Below are 18,253 nucleotides of genomic sequence, written 5' to 3'. Positions count from 1 at the left end.
GACACCGGTGTCACACTCATGCGTTAATATACTGACACCGGTGTCAGGTTGGTTGTGAGAGACGGCCTGGTAGCGTACCTTTGAACGGGTAAATCAAAGACGCTCAGTACAGTTATTTTCGTGGAGTCTGTAATTGTTACTGAGCCTTTATCCTCTAACTATAGAGATGAGTCGAATTATGTTGCATCCTCGTATCCAAGAAGTCACTGAACGCGTTATTGAACGCAGTAAATCAACCCGCAAAGCTTATTTAGACCGTATTGCACACGCAAAAAAACAAACAAGAGTTCGTGCAGGCTTAGGTTGCGGAAATATTGCCCATGTTATGGCTGCTTCAAGCAGCGATGATAAGGCGCGTTTAAAAGCTGATGAACAGCCAAATTTAGCTATCATCAACTCATACAACGATATGCTTTCAGCGCATGTACCGTATAAAGATTTTCCAGATTTAATTAAAAGCATTGCGACCAAGCACGATGCCACAGCACAAGTTGCTGGTGGTGTACCTGCAATGTGTGATGGCGTAACCCAAGGCCGCGATGGCATGGAGTTGTCGCTTTTTTCACGTGATGTAATCGCTATGTCTACTGCCGTTTCCTTATCACATGATGTGTTTGATGGGGTATTTTGCTTAGGTGTATGTGACAAGATTGTTCCGGGCTTATTGATTGGTGCATTATCATTTGGCCATTTACCTGTGTATTTTTTACCAGCAGGGCCAATGCAATCAGGCATTCCTAATAAAGAAAAAGCCCGCGTACGTCAAAAATTTGCGCAAGGCTTAGTAAGTCGTGATGTGCTATTAGAAGCCGAAAGTGCGTCTTATCATAGTGCAGGTACCTGTACGTTTTACGGTACTGCCAACTCAAACCAAATGCTTATGGAAATTATGGGCTTACACCTACCAGGTAGCTCGTTTATAAATCCATATACTGAATTACGCGATGGTTTAACCGGTAATGCAGTAGAAACCATGCTTAATCAATTAATTGATAGTAAAGACGCAAATTGTTTAGCAGATGTTATTACTGAAAAAACCATTATTAATGGTTTAGTTGGTCTACTGTCAACGGGTGGGTCAACTAACCATGCTATCCACTTAGTGGCGATAGCTAAAGCGGCAGGCATTCAGCTGACTTGGAAAGATATGTCTGACTTATCTGCGGTTGTACCTCTGCTAGCGCGCATTTATCCAAATGGCTCAGCAGATGTAAATCACTTTCAAGCTGCAGGCGGTATGGGCTTTTTAATGAAGCAACTAGTTAATGCAGGCTTCTTACATAATGACGTTAAAACGATTGTTGGGGATGGCCTTGAAGCGTATTCTTGTGAGCCTCGTTTAGCCAGCGATAGCAGCGTGATCATGACTGATAGTACAGGCCCAAGTAAAGTTAAATGGGTTCCGAGTCCTGAAAAGTCACTGGATGAAGATGTTCTTCGCCCTGTTGATAACCCATTTAGTAAACATGGTGGCTTACAGCTACTTCAAGGTAACTTAGGTAAAGCGGTGATAAAAGTATCTGCAGTTGCCGAGTCACATCAAGTCGTAAGCGCACCGGCTAAAATATTTAGCACGCAAGCAGAATTACAAGAAGCATACAGCCGTGGTGAGTTAAACCAAGATTTTATCGCTGTACTTAAAGAGCAAGGGCCAAAAGCGAAAGGCATGCCTGAGCTTCATAAGTTAACGCCAGTAATGGCAACTTTGCAAGATGAAGGCTACAAAGTTGCGATTGTTACCGATGGACGTATGTCGGGTGCATCAGGCAAAGTACCTGCTGCGATTCATTTAGCGCCAGAAGCAGTTGAAGGTGGAGTAATCGCTAAAATTTGCGAGGGTGATTTAATTACGCTTGATGCTCCTGCAGGTATTTTAAAAGTACATGTAAGCGACGAAGAATTAGTACAGCGAGAACTTCAACTTAGTATGCCAAGCCAAACATTTGGTACTGGCCGTGAGTTATTTGAAGGATTTAGAAGTATCGTAAGTAGCGCAGATATGGGCGCTAGCGCCTTTGGCATAAAAGAATAATACGCCTTACAGGATATGAGGAACAAGCAATGAGTATTGAAAAAATATTATCGTCAGCACCGGTTGTACCTGTGGTTGTAATTGACAACCTTGAAGACGCCGCGCCACTTGCTAAAGCGCTTTATAATGGTGGTTTAAAAGCATTAGAAATTACCTTGCGTACGCCAATAGCGGCAGAGGCGGTAAAGCTAATGAAAGAAGCTGTACCACAAGCCTACGTCGGTACAGGTACCGTGGTAGATAAAGCAAGCTTTGATGCATCTGTTGCCGCCGGCGCGGATTTTATGGTGAGTCCAGGTGTTAATGATGAACTATTAGCACTTGCAAAGGAAACGGATATTCCATTTTTGCCAGGTGCGGCAACATCTAGCGAAGTAATGAAATTGGCTAGCCATGGCTTTAAGTTTTTAAAATTCTTTCCAGCAGAGGCTGCAGGCGGTACTGCAATGCTTAAATCTATTGGCGCACCATTACCACAGATCACTTTTTGTCCAACCGGTGGCATTAGCCTAGCAACTGCACCTGACTACTTAGCGCTTAGCAATGTAATTTGTGTTGGTGGTACGTGGATGTTAGACAAAAAATTAATAGCAAATAAAGACTGGCAAGCCATTGAAGAGCTTGCTCGCCAAGCAAGTGAAGTTAAATAATTAACGGGAGTTTATAATGATTAATGTAGCAATTAATGGCTATGGTCGTATCGGTCGCAACGTATTACGTGCACTTTATGAGTCGGCACAAAATAACGAAATTAAAATCGTAGCAATTAACGACCTAGCACCAGCAAACGTGAATGCGCATTTAACGCAATTTGACTCAGTGCACGGTCAATTTTCTCAAAAAGTAACGCTGTCTGATAAGACCATGCTAATTGGTAATGACGAAATTACCCTGACTCAAGAACGCGATCCAACTAACTTACCGTGGAAAGCATTGAACGTAGATATCGTTTTAGAATGTACTGGTTTATTCACTTCTCGTGAAGCGGCTAGTCAACACATTGAAGCAGGCGCCAAAAAGGTAGTCGTGTCAGCACCAGGTACTGATTTAGATGCAACGGTTGTTCATGGTGTTAACAGTGATGTAATTAACGCTGATAGCAACATTATCTCAAACGCATCTTGTACGACTAACTGTTTAGCACCAATTGCAAAAGCAATTAACGACACCGTAGGTATCGAGCAAGGTAGCATGACAACCATTCATGCTTACACAAATGATCAAAACTTATCTGATGTGTACCATCCTGATCTATACCGTGCGCGTAGTGCAACACAGTCTATGATCCCAACAAAAACCGGCGCAGCAAAAGCCGTTGGTTTAGTACTACCAGAGCTTGCTGGTAAACTTGATGGCATGTCAGTACGTGTACCAACAATCAATGTTTCTTTAGTTGATTTCACTTTCATTACCAAGCGTGAAACCACAGCTGATGAAATTAATGAAGTAATGAAAGCTGCTTCTGTTGGTTCTATGAAAGGTATTTTAGAATATAACGAACTGCCGCTTGTTTCTATCGACTTTAATCATAATCCTGCGTCATCAATTTTTGATTCAACGCAAACAAAGGCTGATGGCAAACTAGTTAAAGTAATGGCTTGGTACGATAACGAATGGGGTTTCTCAAATCGTATGCTAGACCAAGTTAAAGCACTGTGCCAGTATTTATAATTCAGCCTAAGTAAAAGTTTAGCTTTATCCAACAAAGCCGCGTTTATCGCGGCTTTTTTGTGCTTAGAACTTAGATGATGAGTATGGTAGTATTAAGCTAGCTTTAAAGGAAATGACTGGTTTAAAAAGGAGTTACTTGATTGATAAATATAATAAAAAATCACTTGTTTCGTACTGATCACTTGCAAATTGGCGAAGGAAGTATTAGCGGTTATATCGCCTGTTTTTTAGCTATTTTGTCTTGTTTAGGTGTGCTCGCTTTTCATTTCCCTGAATATTTAACAACACCAGAGCTTAGACAAAGCTACAGTGTAGAGTTTTTGCGTCAGTTGATGTTTATTGCGCTAATAGTGGCTGGTAGCTTGGGCTTACTCAACTTCGTTCGTAATAAAAATAAGCGCTTAGGTGTCACTGCATGGCTTTTCATTTTATTGGCAGTTGTGTTTGGTGGACCAAATGTACAAGTAAATGATTTTGCTGATAACACCCCTTATATAGGTCTAGATTGGTTTATATTAGATCTATTAGGCTCGACCTTGATCTTTATTTTGATTGAAAAATTGTTACCTCACCGCAAAGAGCAAAAAATATTACGCAGCGAGTGGCGTGGCGATTTAAACCACTTTTTTGTTAATCACCTGATTATTGGTTTTGTATTGTTGGTAACAAATCAATTTGTGCATTATGGCTTTGGTTGGGCTGTGTCTAGCACTGTACAGGGTTATATCAATCAAATACCTTTTCTACTTCAAGTTGTTTTAATTATTTTAGTTGCTGATTTAATGCAGTACTTTGTACATCGTGCTTATCACGAAGTGCCTTTTTTATGGCGTTTTCATGGAATACATCACAGTGCAAAAGAGATGGACTGGTTAGCAGGATCGCGCCAGCATATTTTGGAAATTTTAATGACTCGTAGCTTAGTGCTTACACCCATTTTTGTATTAGGGTTTTCACAAGAAGTAATTAGTTTATATGTGGTTATTGTGGGTTTTCAGGCGGTATTTAATCACGCTAATGTGCAAGTGAGGTTTGGTTGGCTTAAGTATGTGTTGGTTACGCCGCAATTTCATCATTGGCATCATTCTTCAGATAAAGCCGCTATTGATCGTAACTATGCCGCGCATTTCTCATTTTTAGATTACGTATTTGGAACGGCTGTTAAAGGCCAAAAAGAGTGGCCTGAAGCTTACGGCGTCGTGGGTGATTACGTGCCAAAAGGAATGTTAAAACAGCAGTTATTTCCGTTAAAGAAGCAGAAATAATGCTGCTTAGAATATGCATTGCAGTCTTTGAATTAATCTCTTGTAAATCATATTCTATAATCGTGTTTTAAGTTGCTATTAACACATAAAAACACGACTCACAGGCATTGTAAGTCGTGTTTTAGTTCGTTTAATGTAGGTCTTTGTGAAACGTCCTCACTCATACATTGCTTTACAAGTAATTTAAGCAGTTCTGCATCACGACTAGCTTCAGTGCAAACGCTTAGTAGATCATCCATTAAACAGCCAATTGCTCTTACTTCAATACGTTGCATTTGCAGGCGTTGATAGTCAGTTAAACCTGTTAAATTAGTCGCGGCACCAAAGTCGCCAAATAGCACGTTATGCTCACTATTAATCATGGTGTTGTGAGCGTATACGTCACCGTGGCTTACATTGTTAGCATGTAAATGGGTGAGGGTACTGCTCATTTGTTTTGTAATCTGCTTTATTGCTGAAGCGCTAAAGTAGGTGTGCTCAGTAAACGTATCTCGGGTGCAGGTATCTAGCGATGGCGGTAAGCCAAGATTTTGGTAGTGTTTAGGTATCAGCTCCATAACTAACCCCAGTTGCATTGGCTTATCAATATAGGCGAGTACGTTTATCAAATTTTCATGAGTACCGGCTTGCAGGCAACAGTTTACTTCATCAAGTGGATAGCCGTCGCTAGTAATTGCTCCTTTAAAAAGTTTTATAGCCACTTTATTTTGCTGCCACTTTGCTAAATGAATAACACCTGATGCACCTTGGCCAATTTGCTCAACAAGGGTAAACTCATCGAAACTAATCTTATCTAATGCTACGTGTTGTAAACTTTTAGCTTTATTAAAGTTATTTCCTGCAAAGGCAAGCCAAGTAAGCTTGGGTAGCTCAAACAACCAGTCATCAATATAGTTTAAATTATTGGCTGATAAACGCACCAGCTCAAGTGCTTGGCACTTTTTCATGCTGGGCGGAAGCTCTGTTAGGTTGTTTCCTGCAAGGGCGAGTTTTCGTAGCTTAGTAAGATCGCCAAATGACTGAGGCAGTTTTTTTATTTTATTATCAGTCAAAATTAGCCACTGTGTTGAAACTGGTAAGCTGTGCTCTGCAAAGTCACTAATTTGATTACCTTTAAAGGCAATCATTATTAAGGCAGGGCATTTAGCTAATACAGATGGAATATGTTTAAACTGGTTAAACGATAAAAATACCCGTTTTAACTTAGTTAAACAGGCAAAATCAGCAGGTAAATCCATCAAGTTATTATTTGATAAATCGAGGACTTCTAGGGTATCAGCGAGGGTAAAAATTTCTACTGGGAATATAGTCAACTCTTCAACTAGTTGTAAGTGTATAGCACCAGTCAATTTTCCACTGCGAAGCTCTTGTAGCGTATTCAAAATGTAATCCATTTATTTAGTTTAATCGTTCAAAAATAAAAAAGGCCAAACTAAGTTGGCCCTTGTCTTAATTTTATTAATTAAAGTAAAAAATTAAAACCGTGCGTTATGATAAACGTTTTGTACGTCATCACAATCTTCAAGCATTGCTAAAAAGCGCTCCATCACTTCTACATCTTCACCTTCAATTGGCGCCTCTACTTGTGGAACAAAGGCAATTAAATCTTCATCAAATTCAGTAATACCCATTTCTTCAAGTGCTGTACGAGTATTATTATATTCAGTATGTGGGGCGAAAACGGTTACTTTACCCGCTTCGACTTCTACGTCGGTGACATCTACATCAGCTAGCATAAGCGTTTCAAGTACGGCTTCGTCGTCATCACCGTCAAATACAAAAATTGCTAGGTGATCAAATAAGTGTGATACCGAGTTTTGAGCGCCGATTTTCGCATTCGCTTTGGTAAAGCAGATACGAACGTCAGCAAAAGTACGCTTGTTATTGTCAGTTAAGCAGTCAACAATAATCATACAATTGCCCGGGCCATATCCTTCATAACGGGTTGCAGAATAGTCTTCGCCGCCACCACCTTTTGCTTTTTCAATTGCGCGTTCAATTACATGTGCGGGAACTTGGTCTTTTTTCGCTCGCTCAATTAAGCGCCGTAGTGCTAAGTTACCGTCTGTATCTACGCCACCATTTTTGGCACAAATATAAATTTCTTTACCATACTTTGAGTAAACTTTAGTTTTAGCACCCGCAGTTTTAGCCATTGAATCTTTTTTGTTTTGGTAAGCTCTTCCCATCTGCGTTCTGCCTTGTGATATTTGAATAAAAAGTAATAAAATTTGTGTGCGGGTATTCTAAAGGTAAATGCAGGGCAGGGCTAGTCTGATTTTATGTGAGTTAGAGAAGGTTATAATGAGGGGCAAATTAGCATGTAGTGAAACTAGCCCGCATTTGCGGGCTAGTTAAATATTAAACCGTGCTTACCAAATACGCACACGTTCTTGTTCAGGTAAATACAGTTCATCACCTGGTTTCACGTCAAACGCTTTATACCATGCATCATGGTTTCTTGGTGCTTGAGCTCTAAAACGACCAGGAGCATGTGTACCGCCACGCAGTTGATTTAACATACTTTGTTCAGTACGCTTTTCTTTCCACACTTGTGCCCACGCAAGAAAGAAGCGTTGATCGCCAGTAACGCCATCGATAACAGGTGCTTCTTTGCCGTTTAAACTAAGTTTATAGGCGTGGTAAGCCATCGCTAGGCCGCCCACATCACCAATATTTTCCCCTAAGCTGTTACGACCATTGACGAAGTTACCTTCTATGGGTTCATACTGACTATATTGTGCAGCAAGTTGGTCTGCTTTAGCATCAAATGCAGCCCGGTCGGCATCAGTCCACCAGTTACGCTGTACACCATTTGCATCTGATTTAGAGCCTTGATCGTCAAAACCATGGCCCATTTCATGGCCAATTACAGCCCCAATACCGCCGTAGTTAACAGCAGAATCTGCATTTGGGTCGAAAAATGGAGGTTGTAAAATAGCAGCAGGAAATACAATTTCATTAAATGAGCTGTTGTAATAAGCGTTTACACGTTGTGGTGTCATTCCCCAACGATTACGATCAGTTTTTTTAAGCTCTTTAGCGACACTGTCAGCTCTAAAGAACTCACGGGTATTTTTAATATTTGCCATTAAATCATCTTTGCTGATAGTTAAACCATCAAATGATTGCCATTCGTCTGGATAGCCAATTTTTGGTACAAATGCGGCTAATTTAGCGTGCGCATTTACTTTGGTTTCTTCACCCATCCAGTCAAGGTTATCTATACGCTCACCAAGTGCGGTTCGTAAGTTTTCAACTAGTTGAGACATCTGCTGCTTTGATGATTCCGGAAAGTAGCGTGCAACATACACTTTACCGATAGCAAAGCCTAAAGAGTTGGTGCTCGACATTTCGCTGATTGCACGTTTCCAACGCGGGCGCGGCTCTAGTTGGCCATTAAGCTCTTTACCGTAAAAAGCAAAATTCGTATTGAATACTTCTTCAGATAGTAATGATGCATTACCACTTAGTGCGTGATACGTTAAGTAGTCTTTCCATACTTCTAAATCTTCTTGATTGATAAGCTCAATCATGGCTTTAACAGGCTCTGGCTGCGAGATATTAAGTTGGGGGACTTTATAGCCTGTTTGGGCAAAATACAGATCCCAATTAAAATCAGGGTAGGCTTTAGCTAATTCTTCGCGTTTGATTTGGTTTAGTGTTAGGTCACGATTACGGCGCTTTTCACGCGGCCAATGACCTTGTGCCATTTTGGTTTCAAGGGCTAGAATTGACTGTGCACGCTCTGCGCTATTTTCAACGTCTGCTAGTGTTAGCATTTGGGCTATATGTGCAACATACGCTGCGCGCGTTTTTGCGAAGCGCTCAGAATCTTCAAGGTAATAAGAGCGATCTGGTAAACCTAAACCACCGGCACCTAAAGACATTTCATATTTGTTTGGGTCAAGTCGGTTAAACCACATGCCACCGCCAATTGGCGAATTTACACCGGATAACCACGCTTGGCCAAACAGCATAGTTAAGTCATCAGTCGATGAAACAGCGCTAATATCATTAAGTAAAGGCTTTATAGGAGCTAAGCCTAATTTGTTAAGCGTTTGTGTATCCATATAAGCATTGTAAAAATTTGCAATGAGTTGCTCCTCTGTATTGAGGTCATTTCGTGCTGCGATTTTCTCAATGATTTCTTTAACACGCTCTTCACTGCGCTCTGCCAAACCAGAGAACGCGCCATAGCGAGTTTTGTCTGCAGGCATTTTGTAGTTGTCATACCATGTGCCACTGGCGTACATAAAAAAATCATCGCCTGGTTTGACGGCTTCATTACGCGCCGAAAGGTCGACACCAAAGCTACCAAGCTCTGCTTTTTTATCACTAGAAGCGGAAGCTTTGGCTGTTTTTAGAGGTGGTGTTTCAGCTTCAGTCGTTTCGGGCTTTGTACAGCCTGCTAAAAAGAACGCAGCGAGAGTTGCTGCAATAAGTGTTTTTTTCATTATATTGCCTTAATCTTTATATTGATTATTATTTTGTATTAACATCGATTGTTATTGAAAATGCATAGTAAAACAAACCTTTTGAGGTGAATAACCTAACCGCTCGATCTAATGCGCTAATAACTTGCTAGTATTAGGATTTTATTTGTTGTAGCTGCCACATTTGCGCATACTCTTGTTGTTTTTCAAGTAATTGTTGATGATTGCCTTGTTCGACTAATTTACCATTTTTAAGTACGATAATATTATCTGCATCTGTAATGGTTGATAATCGATGGGCAATAACGATAGTTGTATGATTGCTAGCGACTTCTCGCATGGCACTTAAAATAGCTTGCTCTGAATGTGAATCAAGTGCTGATGTTGCTTCATCAAAAATCAAAATAGGGGATTTTTTTAAAATAGCTCGGGCAATTGCAATACGTTGCTTTTCACCGCCGGATACTTTTAATCCTCGCTCACCTACTAATGTGTTATCGCCTTGTTCTAGGCTATTAATAAAACCAGTTAAGTGCGCCATTTTGATGGCGCTATCGACTTCTTCAGTCGTAGCAGTTGGGCGACCATAAGCGATGTTTTCACGTATACTCGCATTAAACAGTACGGTGTCTTGAGGCACAATGGCAATAGCTTGGCGAAGGCTTTTTAGTGTTACATTATTAATGTCTTGGCTGTCAATATTAATACTACCGTGGGTCATATCGTAAAAGCGATAAAGTAATCGTGCGAGAGTACTTTTACCAGCACCGCTTGAGCCGACGATGGCAACTTTACTGTTTGCTGCAACTGTAAAGCTTAAATTATTAATGATAGTACGAGTATTTTCATAGCTAAATTCAACATTGTTAAAGCTAATTCGGCCCTCAGTTAATACTAAGTCTTTGGCACCTTGTTGATCTTTTATTATTGGTTCACGATTAAGAAGCCCAAGCATATTTTCAAGATCAGTGAGTGCGCGACGGATTTCGCGGTACACAAAGCCTAAAAAGTTAAGCGGTAAAAACAGTTGGATCATATAAGCGTTGATCATCACCAGTTCACCGATGGTTAGCTCACCTTTAACTACATCTGCGGAGCCTAGCCACATTAGTGCCGTAATAGCGAAGGCAATGAGCAACGCTTGACCTGCGTTAAGCGCTAATAATGATAAACGATTTTTTAGCCTTGCTTGCTCCCAGCTGGCTAAAAATGAGTCATAGCTTGTTGCTTCATGTTGTTCATTATTAAAATATTTGACTGTTTCATAATTAAGTAAACTATCTACCGCGCGGCTGTTACTGTTGTTGTCGGCTTGGTTGGCTTCTCGAATAAAACGGTTTCGCCATTGAGTAACAATAACCGTAAAGGTGATATAGACGACTACCGCAACAAGCGTAACTAGTGCAAACCAAGGCGAAAACAACGTGGCAAATATTACTGCTACAACGACAATTTCAAGTAACGTGGGCACAATATTAAACATTAAAAAGCGCATCAAGAAGCTTAAGCCGCGGGTACCACGTTCAATATCTCGGCTAATGCCACCAGTTTGTCTGTCTAAATGGAAACTTAGTTCAAGAGCATGCAAATGTTTAAATACTTTAAGGCCAATATGGTGCATGGCATGCTCTGTAACTCGGCCAAATAAGGCGTCACGTACTTCACCAAAAAATACCCCCGCAAAACGTAACCCACCGTATAGTAATAATAATGCAGTAGGTACTAGCAACACAGTATGCAAATTGCCGTCAACGGCATCAATAATTTCTTTAAGTGCCCAAGGCATTAATAACGTGGCGCCTTTTGCAGCTACCAGTGCCAATAAAGCCAATAGTACGCGGCCTTTAAATGCTATTAAATAGGGCCAAAGCGTTTTAATGCTTTGGTTCATGTTCATAGCGTCTTGATGCTTTATTGTTTCTTGCTTACCGGCTCCGCGCATAGTTCTCTCTAAATATTGTAGGGAAATCTTAAGTCCTGTATTAAACCTTTTGCTGTAATTTAGAGTAAAAACTTCAGTGGCTTACAATTTGGCCTATACTAACAAACAGCATAGTACAGCTTACGCTAGTTATGGCAATGCTTTGACGCGTTAAATTAAACACAGTTAATAACAAAGGATGAATATGTAAGCTATCGGATATGCAGCACATAAAGCGAGTAAATCATTAGAATCATTTCATTTCAAAAGGCGCGATTTGCGCAATGAAGATGCCTCAATTAAAATTTATATTGCGGGGTGTGTTATTGAGACTTACACACGGTTAATAACGATTGGGGTGGTACAAGTTACCCAATATTAACAGGTCATGAGATTGTAGGGCGTGTGACTGATGTTGGCTCAAAAGTTAGTAAGTACAAAGTAGGTGATACGGTTGCCGCCGTGTTGCGGGTTCTTTAATTGGTGGGATTGCACAGGCACAGGAAATTTTCGGTTTTTGTCCGCTGCATAATATTCTACCTAAAGTAGAGGTGATCAAAATAGATGAAATTAATAATGCCTTTGAACGCTTAAAAGAAGGTGATTTATCTCATCGTTATGTTATTGATGTGCCATTACTTGAAGTCGCTTAATAATTAAGAAGTAACTTTTCATAGCCTAAACTGCGGCTTTTTTATGAAATAATTTATTATTACCCATTGAAATATCTTGATTACTCTCCATCTCATCAGTGAGTATTGTAAATAGATAATAAAATGATTCATTTTCGCTTGGTTATTCCCGTTTTACTGATGTTTATTGCATTTTTTAGTGTGCAGGGTAATACTATTGCTTGCGATAAAGTTAATATTATTCAGTCAACTTCTACTTTCCAACCAGGTACGTTGCACAGTACTATAGATTTTCCTAGTATTTCTTTATCTAATATAAAACCGCTTACTCAGCATATCACGGTTAAACAAGTTTACCCGCAACCCAAAGAGCCTGGCTTTAAGCCTGTGCTGGTTCGTTTAGTTGTTAGTAATTCTTCACTGTTTTTGTATCAAAATCAAACTGAACCTAATTACACACCTATATTTGAATTTTTTACACCCAGCTTCGCCCGTGCACTTTATTTAAAACCTTTAGAGCCACCTATTACGTTACCTTGGTTTACAGCTTATAATGGAAAAAAGTCACGCTTGAGTGGCTGGAAAGACGCAAATCTGCTTTACCGTGGTGTAATTACCTACCATACCTAATTCTCTTATTAATTTATAAATTTTAAAAACTTACAAATTAATGTGCCTTAAAGGCATGAAACTAGCGTATGCGCTGGTTTAAAGGAAGAATTATGTTTAACAAATCATTAAAAAAACCGCTATGGCAGCGGTTTAAAATTAGCTATTTAGCTATGTTTATGGCGTTGCTGTTATTAGCAATCAGTGCGTTACCCAATTTATATCCGCCAGCTTCATGGTTACATATAGAAACGCCAAATAAACAAACAGTTGATCAATTAATCACACAAAAACAGATCATTGAGTTTCTTAATGACCATGATTATTTAGTAGCGAAATCTATTGAACAACCTACTGAACGTGGCAGTTCATTAAATATATTACTTAATACTTCAAGCCAAAGCGCTGGCGCGCAACAGGCACTTAAAAGCGAGTTTACAGAGCTAAAAACTAAAGTTGTAACTCATCAAACTAGCCCACAATGGCTGCAAAGTTTAGGTTTAGCGCCTATTAAGTTAGGTTTAGATCTTAATGGTGGCGTGTTATTTGTTTTAGATGTTGATTTAAATAAAGCGCAACAAGAGCAACTTGATAGCGCTTATGAACAAACTAAAATGGTTATTCGTGAGCAAAAAGCACATGGGGTTCGCGTACAAAAAAGTGAGGGTGGTTTTGAGCTACACGCACTGGATAATGCAAAGAGTGCTTTATCAGCAGTAGAAAATACGATTGTAAGTCGCTTTGCAGGTTTAAAAGCCAGTAGTCAACACAAAGGGAATATGCTCACAGTGTCATTTGGTTTTAGTGAGCAAGGTGCAACCTTATTTGATAAAGAAGTAATGAGCCAAACATTGACTACCCTCAGAGGGCGTATTGAAGAGCTTGGTATCACTGAGGCTGTAACGCAGCGGCAAGGCAAGCAACGTATTCGTATTGAATTGCCAGGAGTGCAAGATCCAAGTGAAGCAAAACGGATTATTGGAGCAACAGCATCACTCGACTTTTATCAACTAAAAGAGGTGGGTGGAAAAACGTTTAAATTACAAAGTGGCGGCACGATCAACTTAGACCCGGTCGCTATTTTTTCTGGTCAGCATATTAATAATGCACATGCAGGACGAGATGAGTGGGGCAAGTCTTTAGTGCAATTAAGCCTTGATAGCCAAGGTGGCGAGGCTATGTCTGCGTTTTCAAAACGCAATATAGGTAAGCCTATGGCAACGGTTTACTCTCAGTATTACCAAAATGATAAAGGTGAAACAGTTAAAAGCAGTGAAGTGATTAATGTGGCTAATATTGCTCAACATTTAAGTAGCCAATTTAGTATTACTAATATGAAAAGCCCAAAAGCTGCGCAAGATCTAGCATTACTGTTACGTGCCGGTTCACTTACGGCGCCCGTGGCAATAGTGCAAGAACAAACTATTGGCCCAACTTTAGGCGCAGATAATATCAATAGCGGTTTAGCAGCTTTGATGTTAGGTATGGGGATTACCCTTGCATTTATGGCGCTGTGGTATCGACGCTTAGGTTTAATTGCTAATGCTGCATTATTACTGAATTTAACGGCATTGGTAGGGCTGATGTCATTATTACCAGGGGTTGTATTGACGCTTCCGGGGATTGCAGGGCTTGTGTTAACCATTGGTATGGCAGTGGACACTAATGTGATTATTTTTGAGCGTATCAAAGAAGAAAGACGCAAAGGCAGAGCACCATATCAAGCGATAGAGCAAGGTTATAATCAAGCTTTCACGAGCATTTTTGATGCTAATATTACCACTATGATTACTGCTATCATTTTATATGGTATTGGCTATGGTCCAATTAAAGGTTTTGCAATCACTCTTGCTTTAGGGCTTATTACCAGTGTGTTTACAGGTGTATATGTATCTAAAGCACTGAGCCAAATTTTTTATTTAAAACTGGCTGATAAACGAGGAGCAAGGGCATGAAATACAAAAATTCAAGATTCAAAAAAGCAACACGTTTGCGTTTTATTGGGCTGGTGTTGTCGATTTTATTAGTGCTTTTTTCTATCGTTGGTATCACAACTAAAGGGCTTAACTTTGGTCTAGATTTTACAGGTGGGTATTTAACTGAATTTACTAGTGCTGTGGCATTAAGTGAAGGTGATTTAAGTCGTAAAATTATTGATGCAGGCAAGAGTAACTTTATTTTAACGGCGCAATCAGCACAGCACTTTCAATTGAAAGAAAGCCAACATGTTAGTGAGTCTGGCTGGTTAAAAGCGCTTGAACAACATTCTGAGTTGGGGATTGATGTTTTATCATCTTCGTATTTAGGATCGCAAGTTGGGGATGAGTTATTTGAGCAAGGTTGTTTGGCGCTTTTTGCCGCAATGATCGCAGTGATGATGTATTTAGCTGTACGTTTTGAGTGGCGCTTGGCACTGGGTGCTGTAGTTGCATTAATGCACGATATTATCATTGTGGTGGGGTTATTCGCTTGGCTACAACTTGAGTTTAACTTAACGGTGCTAGCAAGTTTACTTGCTATAATCGGTTACTCACTTAATGACTCGATTATTGTTGGTGATAGGGTTAGGGAGTTATTACGAATAGACACAGCACAAAAACTAAGTGTCGATTCCATTATAAATAAAGCGATACAAAGCACATTAACACGCACTTTAATAACATCAGGAACAACATTGGCTACTGTTGCAAGTGTTTGGTTGCTGGCTGGCGCATCACTACAGGGATTTTCTGTTTCTTTATTCGTGGGGATTGTAGTGGGGACGTTATCGTCAATTTGTATTGCTGCAACGCTTCCACAATTATTAGGATTAAGTGCTGATAATTATAAAGCTGCGCTTGACGAACAGAGTCAATCTTTAATGGATATGCCATGACTAGATTCAAAGTATAAAAGTTGCAAATTTTGAGGCGCCCTCACTAGTTGGACATTCCAATTACTGAGGGTTTTTATATCAAACTATCTATTTTTTAGCTTAAATTAATCGTTACCACATCATCATTAGTTTCTTTTTTTTGCGCAACTGAGGGATGTTTAGGAATATCGGGTTTATCAAGAGCAATATCGCCTCCATCAACGACCTCTCCGGTTTGCAAATTAGCAAAGTCAAACAGTTCATTATCAGCTAAGTGCGATGGTACTACGTTTTGCATAGCGGTAAATATACTTTCAATACGCCCTGGGTGATCTATATTCCACTGTGCAAGCATGGTTTTAGTGTGTTTACGCTGTAAATTTTCCTGTGAGCCACACAAATTACACGGGATGATTGGGTAAGCTTGATGAATGGCGTATTGCTCAATATCGTTTTCTTTACAATAAGCCAGAGGACGAATAACCATGTGTTCACCGTTATCGCTCATCAGTTTTGCTGGCATACTTTTTAGTTTACCGCCGTAAAACATGTTTAAAAACAAGGTTTCAATCATATCATCACGGTGATGGCCTAAAGCGATTTTAGTGGCGCGCATTTCTTTAGCTGTACGATACAAAATACCACGGCGCAAACGAGAACAAAGCGAGCAGGTTGTTTTACCTTCAGGAATGATATCGGTAACAATACTGTAAGTATCTTCTTCTACAATTTTGTATTCTATATCTTGAGTATCCAAATATTCAGGTAAAACATGCTCAGGAAATCCTGGCTGCTTTTGATCAAGGTTAACCACAAAAAGGTCGAATTTAATTGGCGCAACACGCTGTAAGTGCTTAAGCATTTCAAGTAGGGTGTAGCTGTCTTTGCCACCAGAAAGGCAAACCATTATACGGTCGCCATCTTCAATCATATTGAAGTCCATAACAGCTTGACCGGTTTGACGACGTAAGCGTTTTTGTAACTTAGTGAAGTTATGTTGAGCTTTGGCTTGTGCAGAATGCGACATTACGCCCCCTTAAAAACTATGCGTAAAATTAAGGGGCGTATTATACAGTTAAATTAAGCGCGAAAGAAACACATTCTTAACGGTTAGTCTTTTGCCAATGGACTTTTGTAGCCATCAGGCTTGAGTGCGAGTACATCGCAATCAAGGCTATCAATAACATGCTCTGCGGTGTTGCCAACAAGAGCTGCACTTAAACCTGTGCGGCCAACAGTACCAATGACCACTAATTTACTATTTAAACGTTTTGCTACATCAGGAATAACATCTTCAGGTAATCCTTCTTCAATGTAGCAGTGTTCGCGATCAACGTTGTATTTATTGGCCATATCATGGGTTGAGTCTATATGATGGTTTTTTACTGACTCGTTATAAACCGCAGGGTTAAATTCAGGAATTTCAATCGCAATATTAACAGGCGTAGCAGGGTAAGCATTAACGATATTAATTTGTGCGTTTGCCAGCTCACATAAAAATTGAGCATCTTGAATAATGCGGTGATTAAGCGCTAGGTGTTGCTCGTTTTCACTTACTGCATTTACAGCGGCTAAAATATTCCCTTGTTCTGGCCATAGCTTGTCTTTAACTAGTAGTACAGGAGCTGGGCATTTACGAATTAAGTGCCAATCAGTAGGAGTGAAAATCACTGATTTTAAGGTATCGTGTTCACGAGTGCCTTTTACAACCAAGTCAAAACCTTCGCTTAAAACCGTATCAATAATGGCTTCGTAAGCACGGTTGTGCCAGACCACATGGGTATCAATATTAACATCTTTATAATGAGAAATAAGCTCATCAAGCCATGCTTGACGGTCTTTTACAACCGCAGCACGCATTGCTTCACGTTCATCTGATGAAAGCATAGTGGTCATTTCGTAAGAAAAGTCATAAATATTCATAAATGCGGTAATGCTTGCGCCTGATTTTTTCGCCAAGTCAATTGAGCGCGTTAAACTGTGCTGCAACTCGGCGGTTGGATCAATTACCGCAATAATACGTTTTATAGTGTCCATGTGCTGCTCCTTAATCATTCAAGCTTATTAATTAGTATAAAATTAGTATAAGCAAATTATTTAGGATTCATACAGGCTGCTTTAGCTAAATTGTCTAATTCGTTGATGACGATCAATTTACCTTCAACTTTAATTAACTCAGCTTTTTGAAAGCGGCCAAGTAATCGGCTAATGGTTTCTACGGTTAGACCTAGGTAATTGCCGATTTCGCCGCGTGTCATGGTTAGGCGGAACTCTTTACGTGAAAAGCCTCGTTCCCCAAATCGTGTTGATAAATTATAAATAAAGCTGGCTAGGCGTGCTTCAGCTGACTTTTTATTCAGCGCTAAAAACATTTCTTGGTCGTAATTAATTTCGTTACTCATCAGGCGCATGATTTGCTGACGAAGTTTTGGTAATTTGCCTGAAAGCTCATCAAGGGTATCAAAGGGGATTTCACAGACCATGGAGGTTTCAAGAGCTTGTGAAAAGCTTTGGTGCTGCATTTTATTAATTGCATCAAAGCCAATTAAGTCGCCGGCTAGGTGGAAACCAGTAATTTGTTCATCACCTTGTTCGGACAGCGTATAAGATTTAAAAGAGCCTGAGCGCACTGCATAAATTGCGTTTAATGGCGCACCTGATTCAAATAAGAAATCACTTTTGTGCAGTGGTCGTTTGCGCTCAATTATTTCATCTAGCTTATCCATTTCTTGGCCATTTAAAGAAAACGGTAAGCACAGTTGGCTAATGCTACAGTTATTGCAGCTCAGAGCTGAATCTGATTTTGCTTTATAGTGTGAAAAGTCCATATTAA

General features: G+C 39.9%; 15 protein-coding genes. 8 read left to right on the top strand and 7 right to left on the bottom strand.

Annotated elements, in window-relative coordinates; genetic code table 11:
- Window positions 1-178 precede the first annotated feature (178 nt).
- The 4 genes from edd to ACT3S9_RS08800 all read left to right on the top strand — a co-directional run bounded on the left by edd (window position 179) and on the right by ACT3S9_RS08800 (window position 4,968).
- A complete protein-coding gene (gene edd, locus ACT3S9_RS08815; RefSeq protein WP_441836458.1) occupies window positions 179-2,032 on the top strand; it encodes a phosphogluconate dehydratase in 1,854 nt (617 codons plus the stop codon).
- A gap of 29 nt (window positions 2,033-2,061) precedes the next feature.
- Window positions 2,062-2,682 carry a bifunctional 4-hydroxy-2-oxoglutarate aldolase/2-dehydro-3-deoxy-phosphogluconate aldolase gene (gene eda, locus ACT3S9_RS08810; protein WP_441836457.1) on the top strand — a complete coding sequence of 207 codons (621 nt, stop codon included), beginning with the start codon at window positions 2,062-2,064 and terminating at the stop codon, window positions 2,680-2,682.
- Window positions 2,683-2,698: 16 nt separating this feature from the next.
- The gene (gap, locus tag ACT3S9_RS08805; RefSeq protein ID WP_441836456.1) at window positions 2,699-3,703 is read left to right on the top strand and encodes a type I glyceraldehyde-3-phosphate dehydrogenase; all 1,005 of its coding nucleotides are present in this window, start codon (window positions 2,699-2,701) and stop codon (window positions 3,701-3,703) included.
- Between the two features lie 140 nt (window positions 3,704-3,843).
- The gene (locus ACT3S9_RS08800; protein ID WP_441836430.1) at window positions 3,844-4,968 is read left to right on the top strand and encodes a sterol desaturase family protein; all 1,125 of its coding nucleotides are present in this window, start codon (window positions 3,844-3,846) and stop codon (window positions 4,966-4,968) included.
- A gap of 98 nt (window positions 4,969-5,066) precedes the next feature.
- On the opposite strand, the gene ACT3S9_RS08795 is transcribed toward ACT3S9_RS08800, so the two are convergent.
- From ACT3S9_RS08795 to ACT3S9_RS08780, 4 genes are all read right to left on the bottom strand, one after another.
- Window positions 5,067-6,350, bottom strand: a complete 1,284-nt coding sequence (locus tag ACT3S9_RS08795) for a leucine-rich repeat-containing protein kinase family protein (RefSeq protein ID WP_441836429.1) — start codon at window positions 6,348-6,350, stop codon at window positions 5,067-5,069.
- A gap of 93 nt (window positions 6,351-6,443) precedes the next feature.
- The gene (locus tag ACT3S9_RS08790; RefSeq protein ID WP_441836428.1) at window positions 6,444-7,157 is read right to left on the bottom strand and encodes a YebC/PmpR family DNA-binding transcriptional regulator; all 714 of its coding nucleotides are present in this window, start codon (window positions 7,155-7,157) and stop codon (window positions 6,444-6,446) included.
- Between the two features lie 183 nt (window positions 7,158-7,340).
- On the bottom strand, window positions 7,341-9,425 hold the full coding sequence (locus ACT3S9_RS08785; protein ID WP_441836427.1) for a M13 family metallopeptidase: 2,085 nt from the start codon (window positions 9,423-9,425) through the stop codon (window positions 7,341-7,343).
- A gap of 133 nt (window positions 9,426-9,558) precedes the next feature.
- The gene (locus ACT3S9_RS08780; protein ID WP_441992960.1) at window positions 9,559-11,301 is read right to left on the bottom strand and encodes an ABCB family ABC transporter ATP-binding protein/permease; all 1,743 of its coding nucleotides are present in this window, start codon (window positions 11,299-11,301) and stop codon (window positions 9,559-9,561) included.
- A gap of 399 nt (window positions 11,302-11,700) precedes the next feature.
- Between ACT3S9_RS08780 and ACT3S9_RS08775 the strand changes: the two genes are divergently transcribed.
- The 4 genes from ACT3S9_RS08775 (at window position 11,701) to secF (ending at window position 15,441) form a co-directional block, all read left to right on the top strand.
- Complete coding sequence (locus ACT3S9_RS08775) at window positions 11,701-11,805, top strand: alcohol dehydrogenase catalytic domain-containing protein (RefSeq protein ID WP_441834445.1); 105 nt, start codon at window positions 11,701-11,703, stop codon at window positions 11,803-11,805.
- A gap of 296 nt (window positions 11,806-12,101) precedes the next feature.
- Window positions 12,102-12,587, top strand: a complete 486-nt coding sequence (locus ACT3S9_RS08770) for a hypothetical protein (RefSeq protein ID WP_441834416.1) — start codon at window positions 12,102-12,104, stop codon at window positions 12,585-12,587.
- 92 nt (window positions 12,588-12,679) lie between these two features.
- Window positions 12,680-14,521, top strand: coding sequence for a protein translocase subunit SecD (gene secD, locus ACT3S9_RS08765; protein ID WP_441834417.1), 1,842 nt, complete (start codon window positions 12,680-12,682; stop codon window positions 14,519-14,521).
- Window positions 14,518-15,441, top strand: a complete 924-nt coding sequence (secF, locus tag ACT3S9_RS08760) for a protein translocase subunit SecF (protein ID WP_441834418.1) — start codon at window positions 14,518-14,520, stop codon at window positions 15,439-15,441. The genes secD and secF overlap by 4 nt, the downstream gene beginning before the upstream one ends.
- Before the next feature lie 94 nt (window positions 15,442-15,535).
- Here the strand turns inward: secF and ttcA are convergent, their stop codons facing one another.
- From ttcA to ACT3S9_RS08745, 3 genes are all read right to left on the bottom strand, one after another.
- Window positions 15,536-16,447, bottom strand: coding sequence for a tRNA 2-thiocytidine(32) synthetase TtcA (gene ttcA, locus ACT3S9_RS08755; RefSeq protein WP_441834419.1), 912 nt, complete (start codon window positions 16,445-16,447; stop codon window positions 15,536-15,538).
- 83 nt (window positions 16,448-16,530) lie between these two features.
- Window positions 16,531-17,457, bottom strand: coding sequence for a universal stress protein UspE (uspE, locus tag ACT3S9_RS08750; protein ID WP_441834420.1), 927 nt, complete (start codon window positions 17,455-17,457; stop codon window positions 16,531-16,533).
- Between the two features lie 56 nt (window positions 17,458-17,513).
- Window positions 17,514-18,248 (bottom strand): FNR family transcription factor, encoded by a 735-nt coding sequence (locus tag ACT3S9_RS08745; protein WP_441834421.1) that lies wholly within the window; start codon window positions 18,246-18,248, stop codon window positions 17,514-17,516.
- Between the last annotated feature and the right edge of the window lie 5 nt (window positions 18,249-18,253).

The sequence above is a fragment of the Pseudoalteromonas sp. AOP31-A2-14 genome (genome assembly GCF_052378035.1).
Taxonomy (GTDB): domain Bacteria; phylum Pseudomonadota; class Gammaproteobacteria; order Enterobacterales; family Alteromonadaceae; genus Pseudoalteromonas.
The sequence above is the reverse complement of the archived record's forward strand: the minus strand, read 5'-3'. Positions and strand labels throughout refer to the sequence as shown.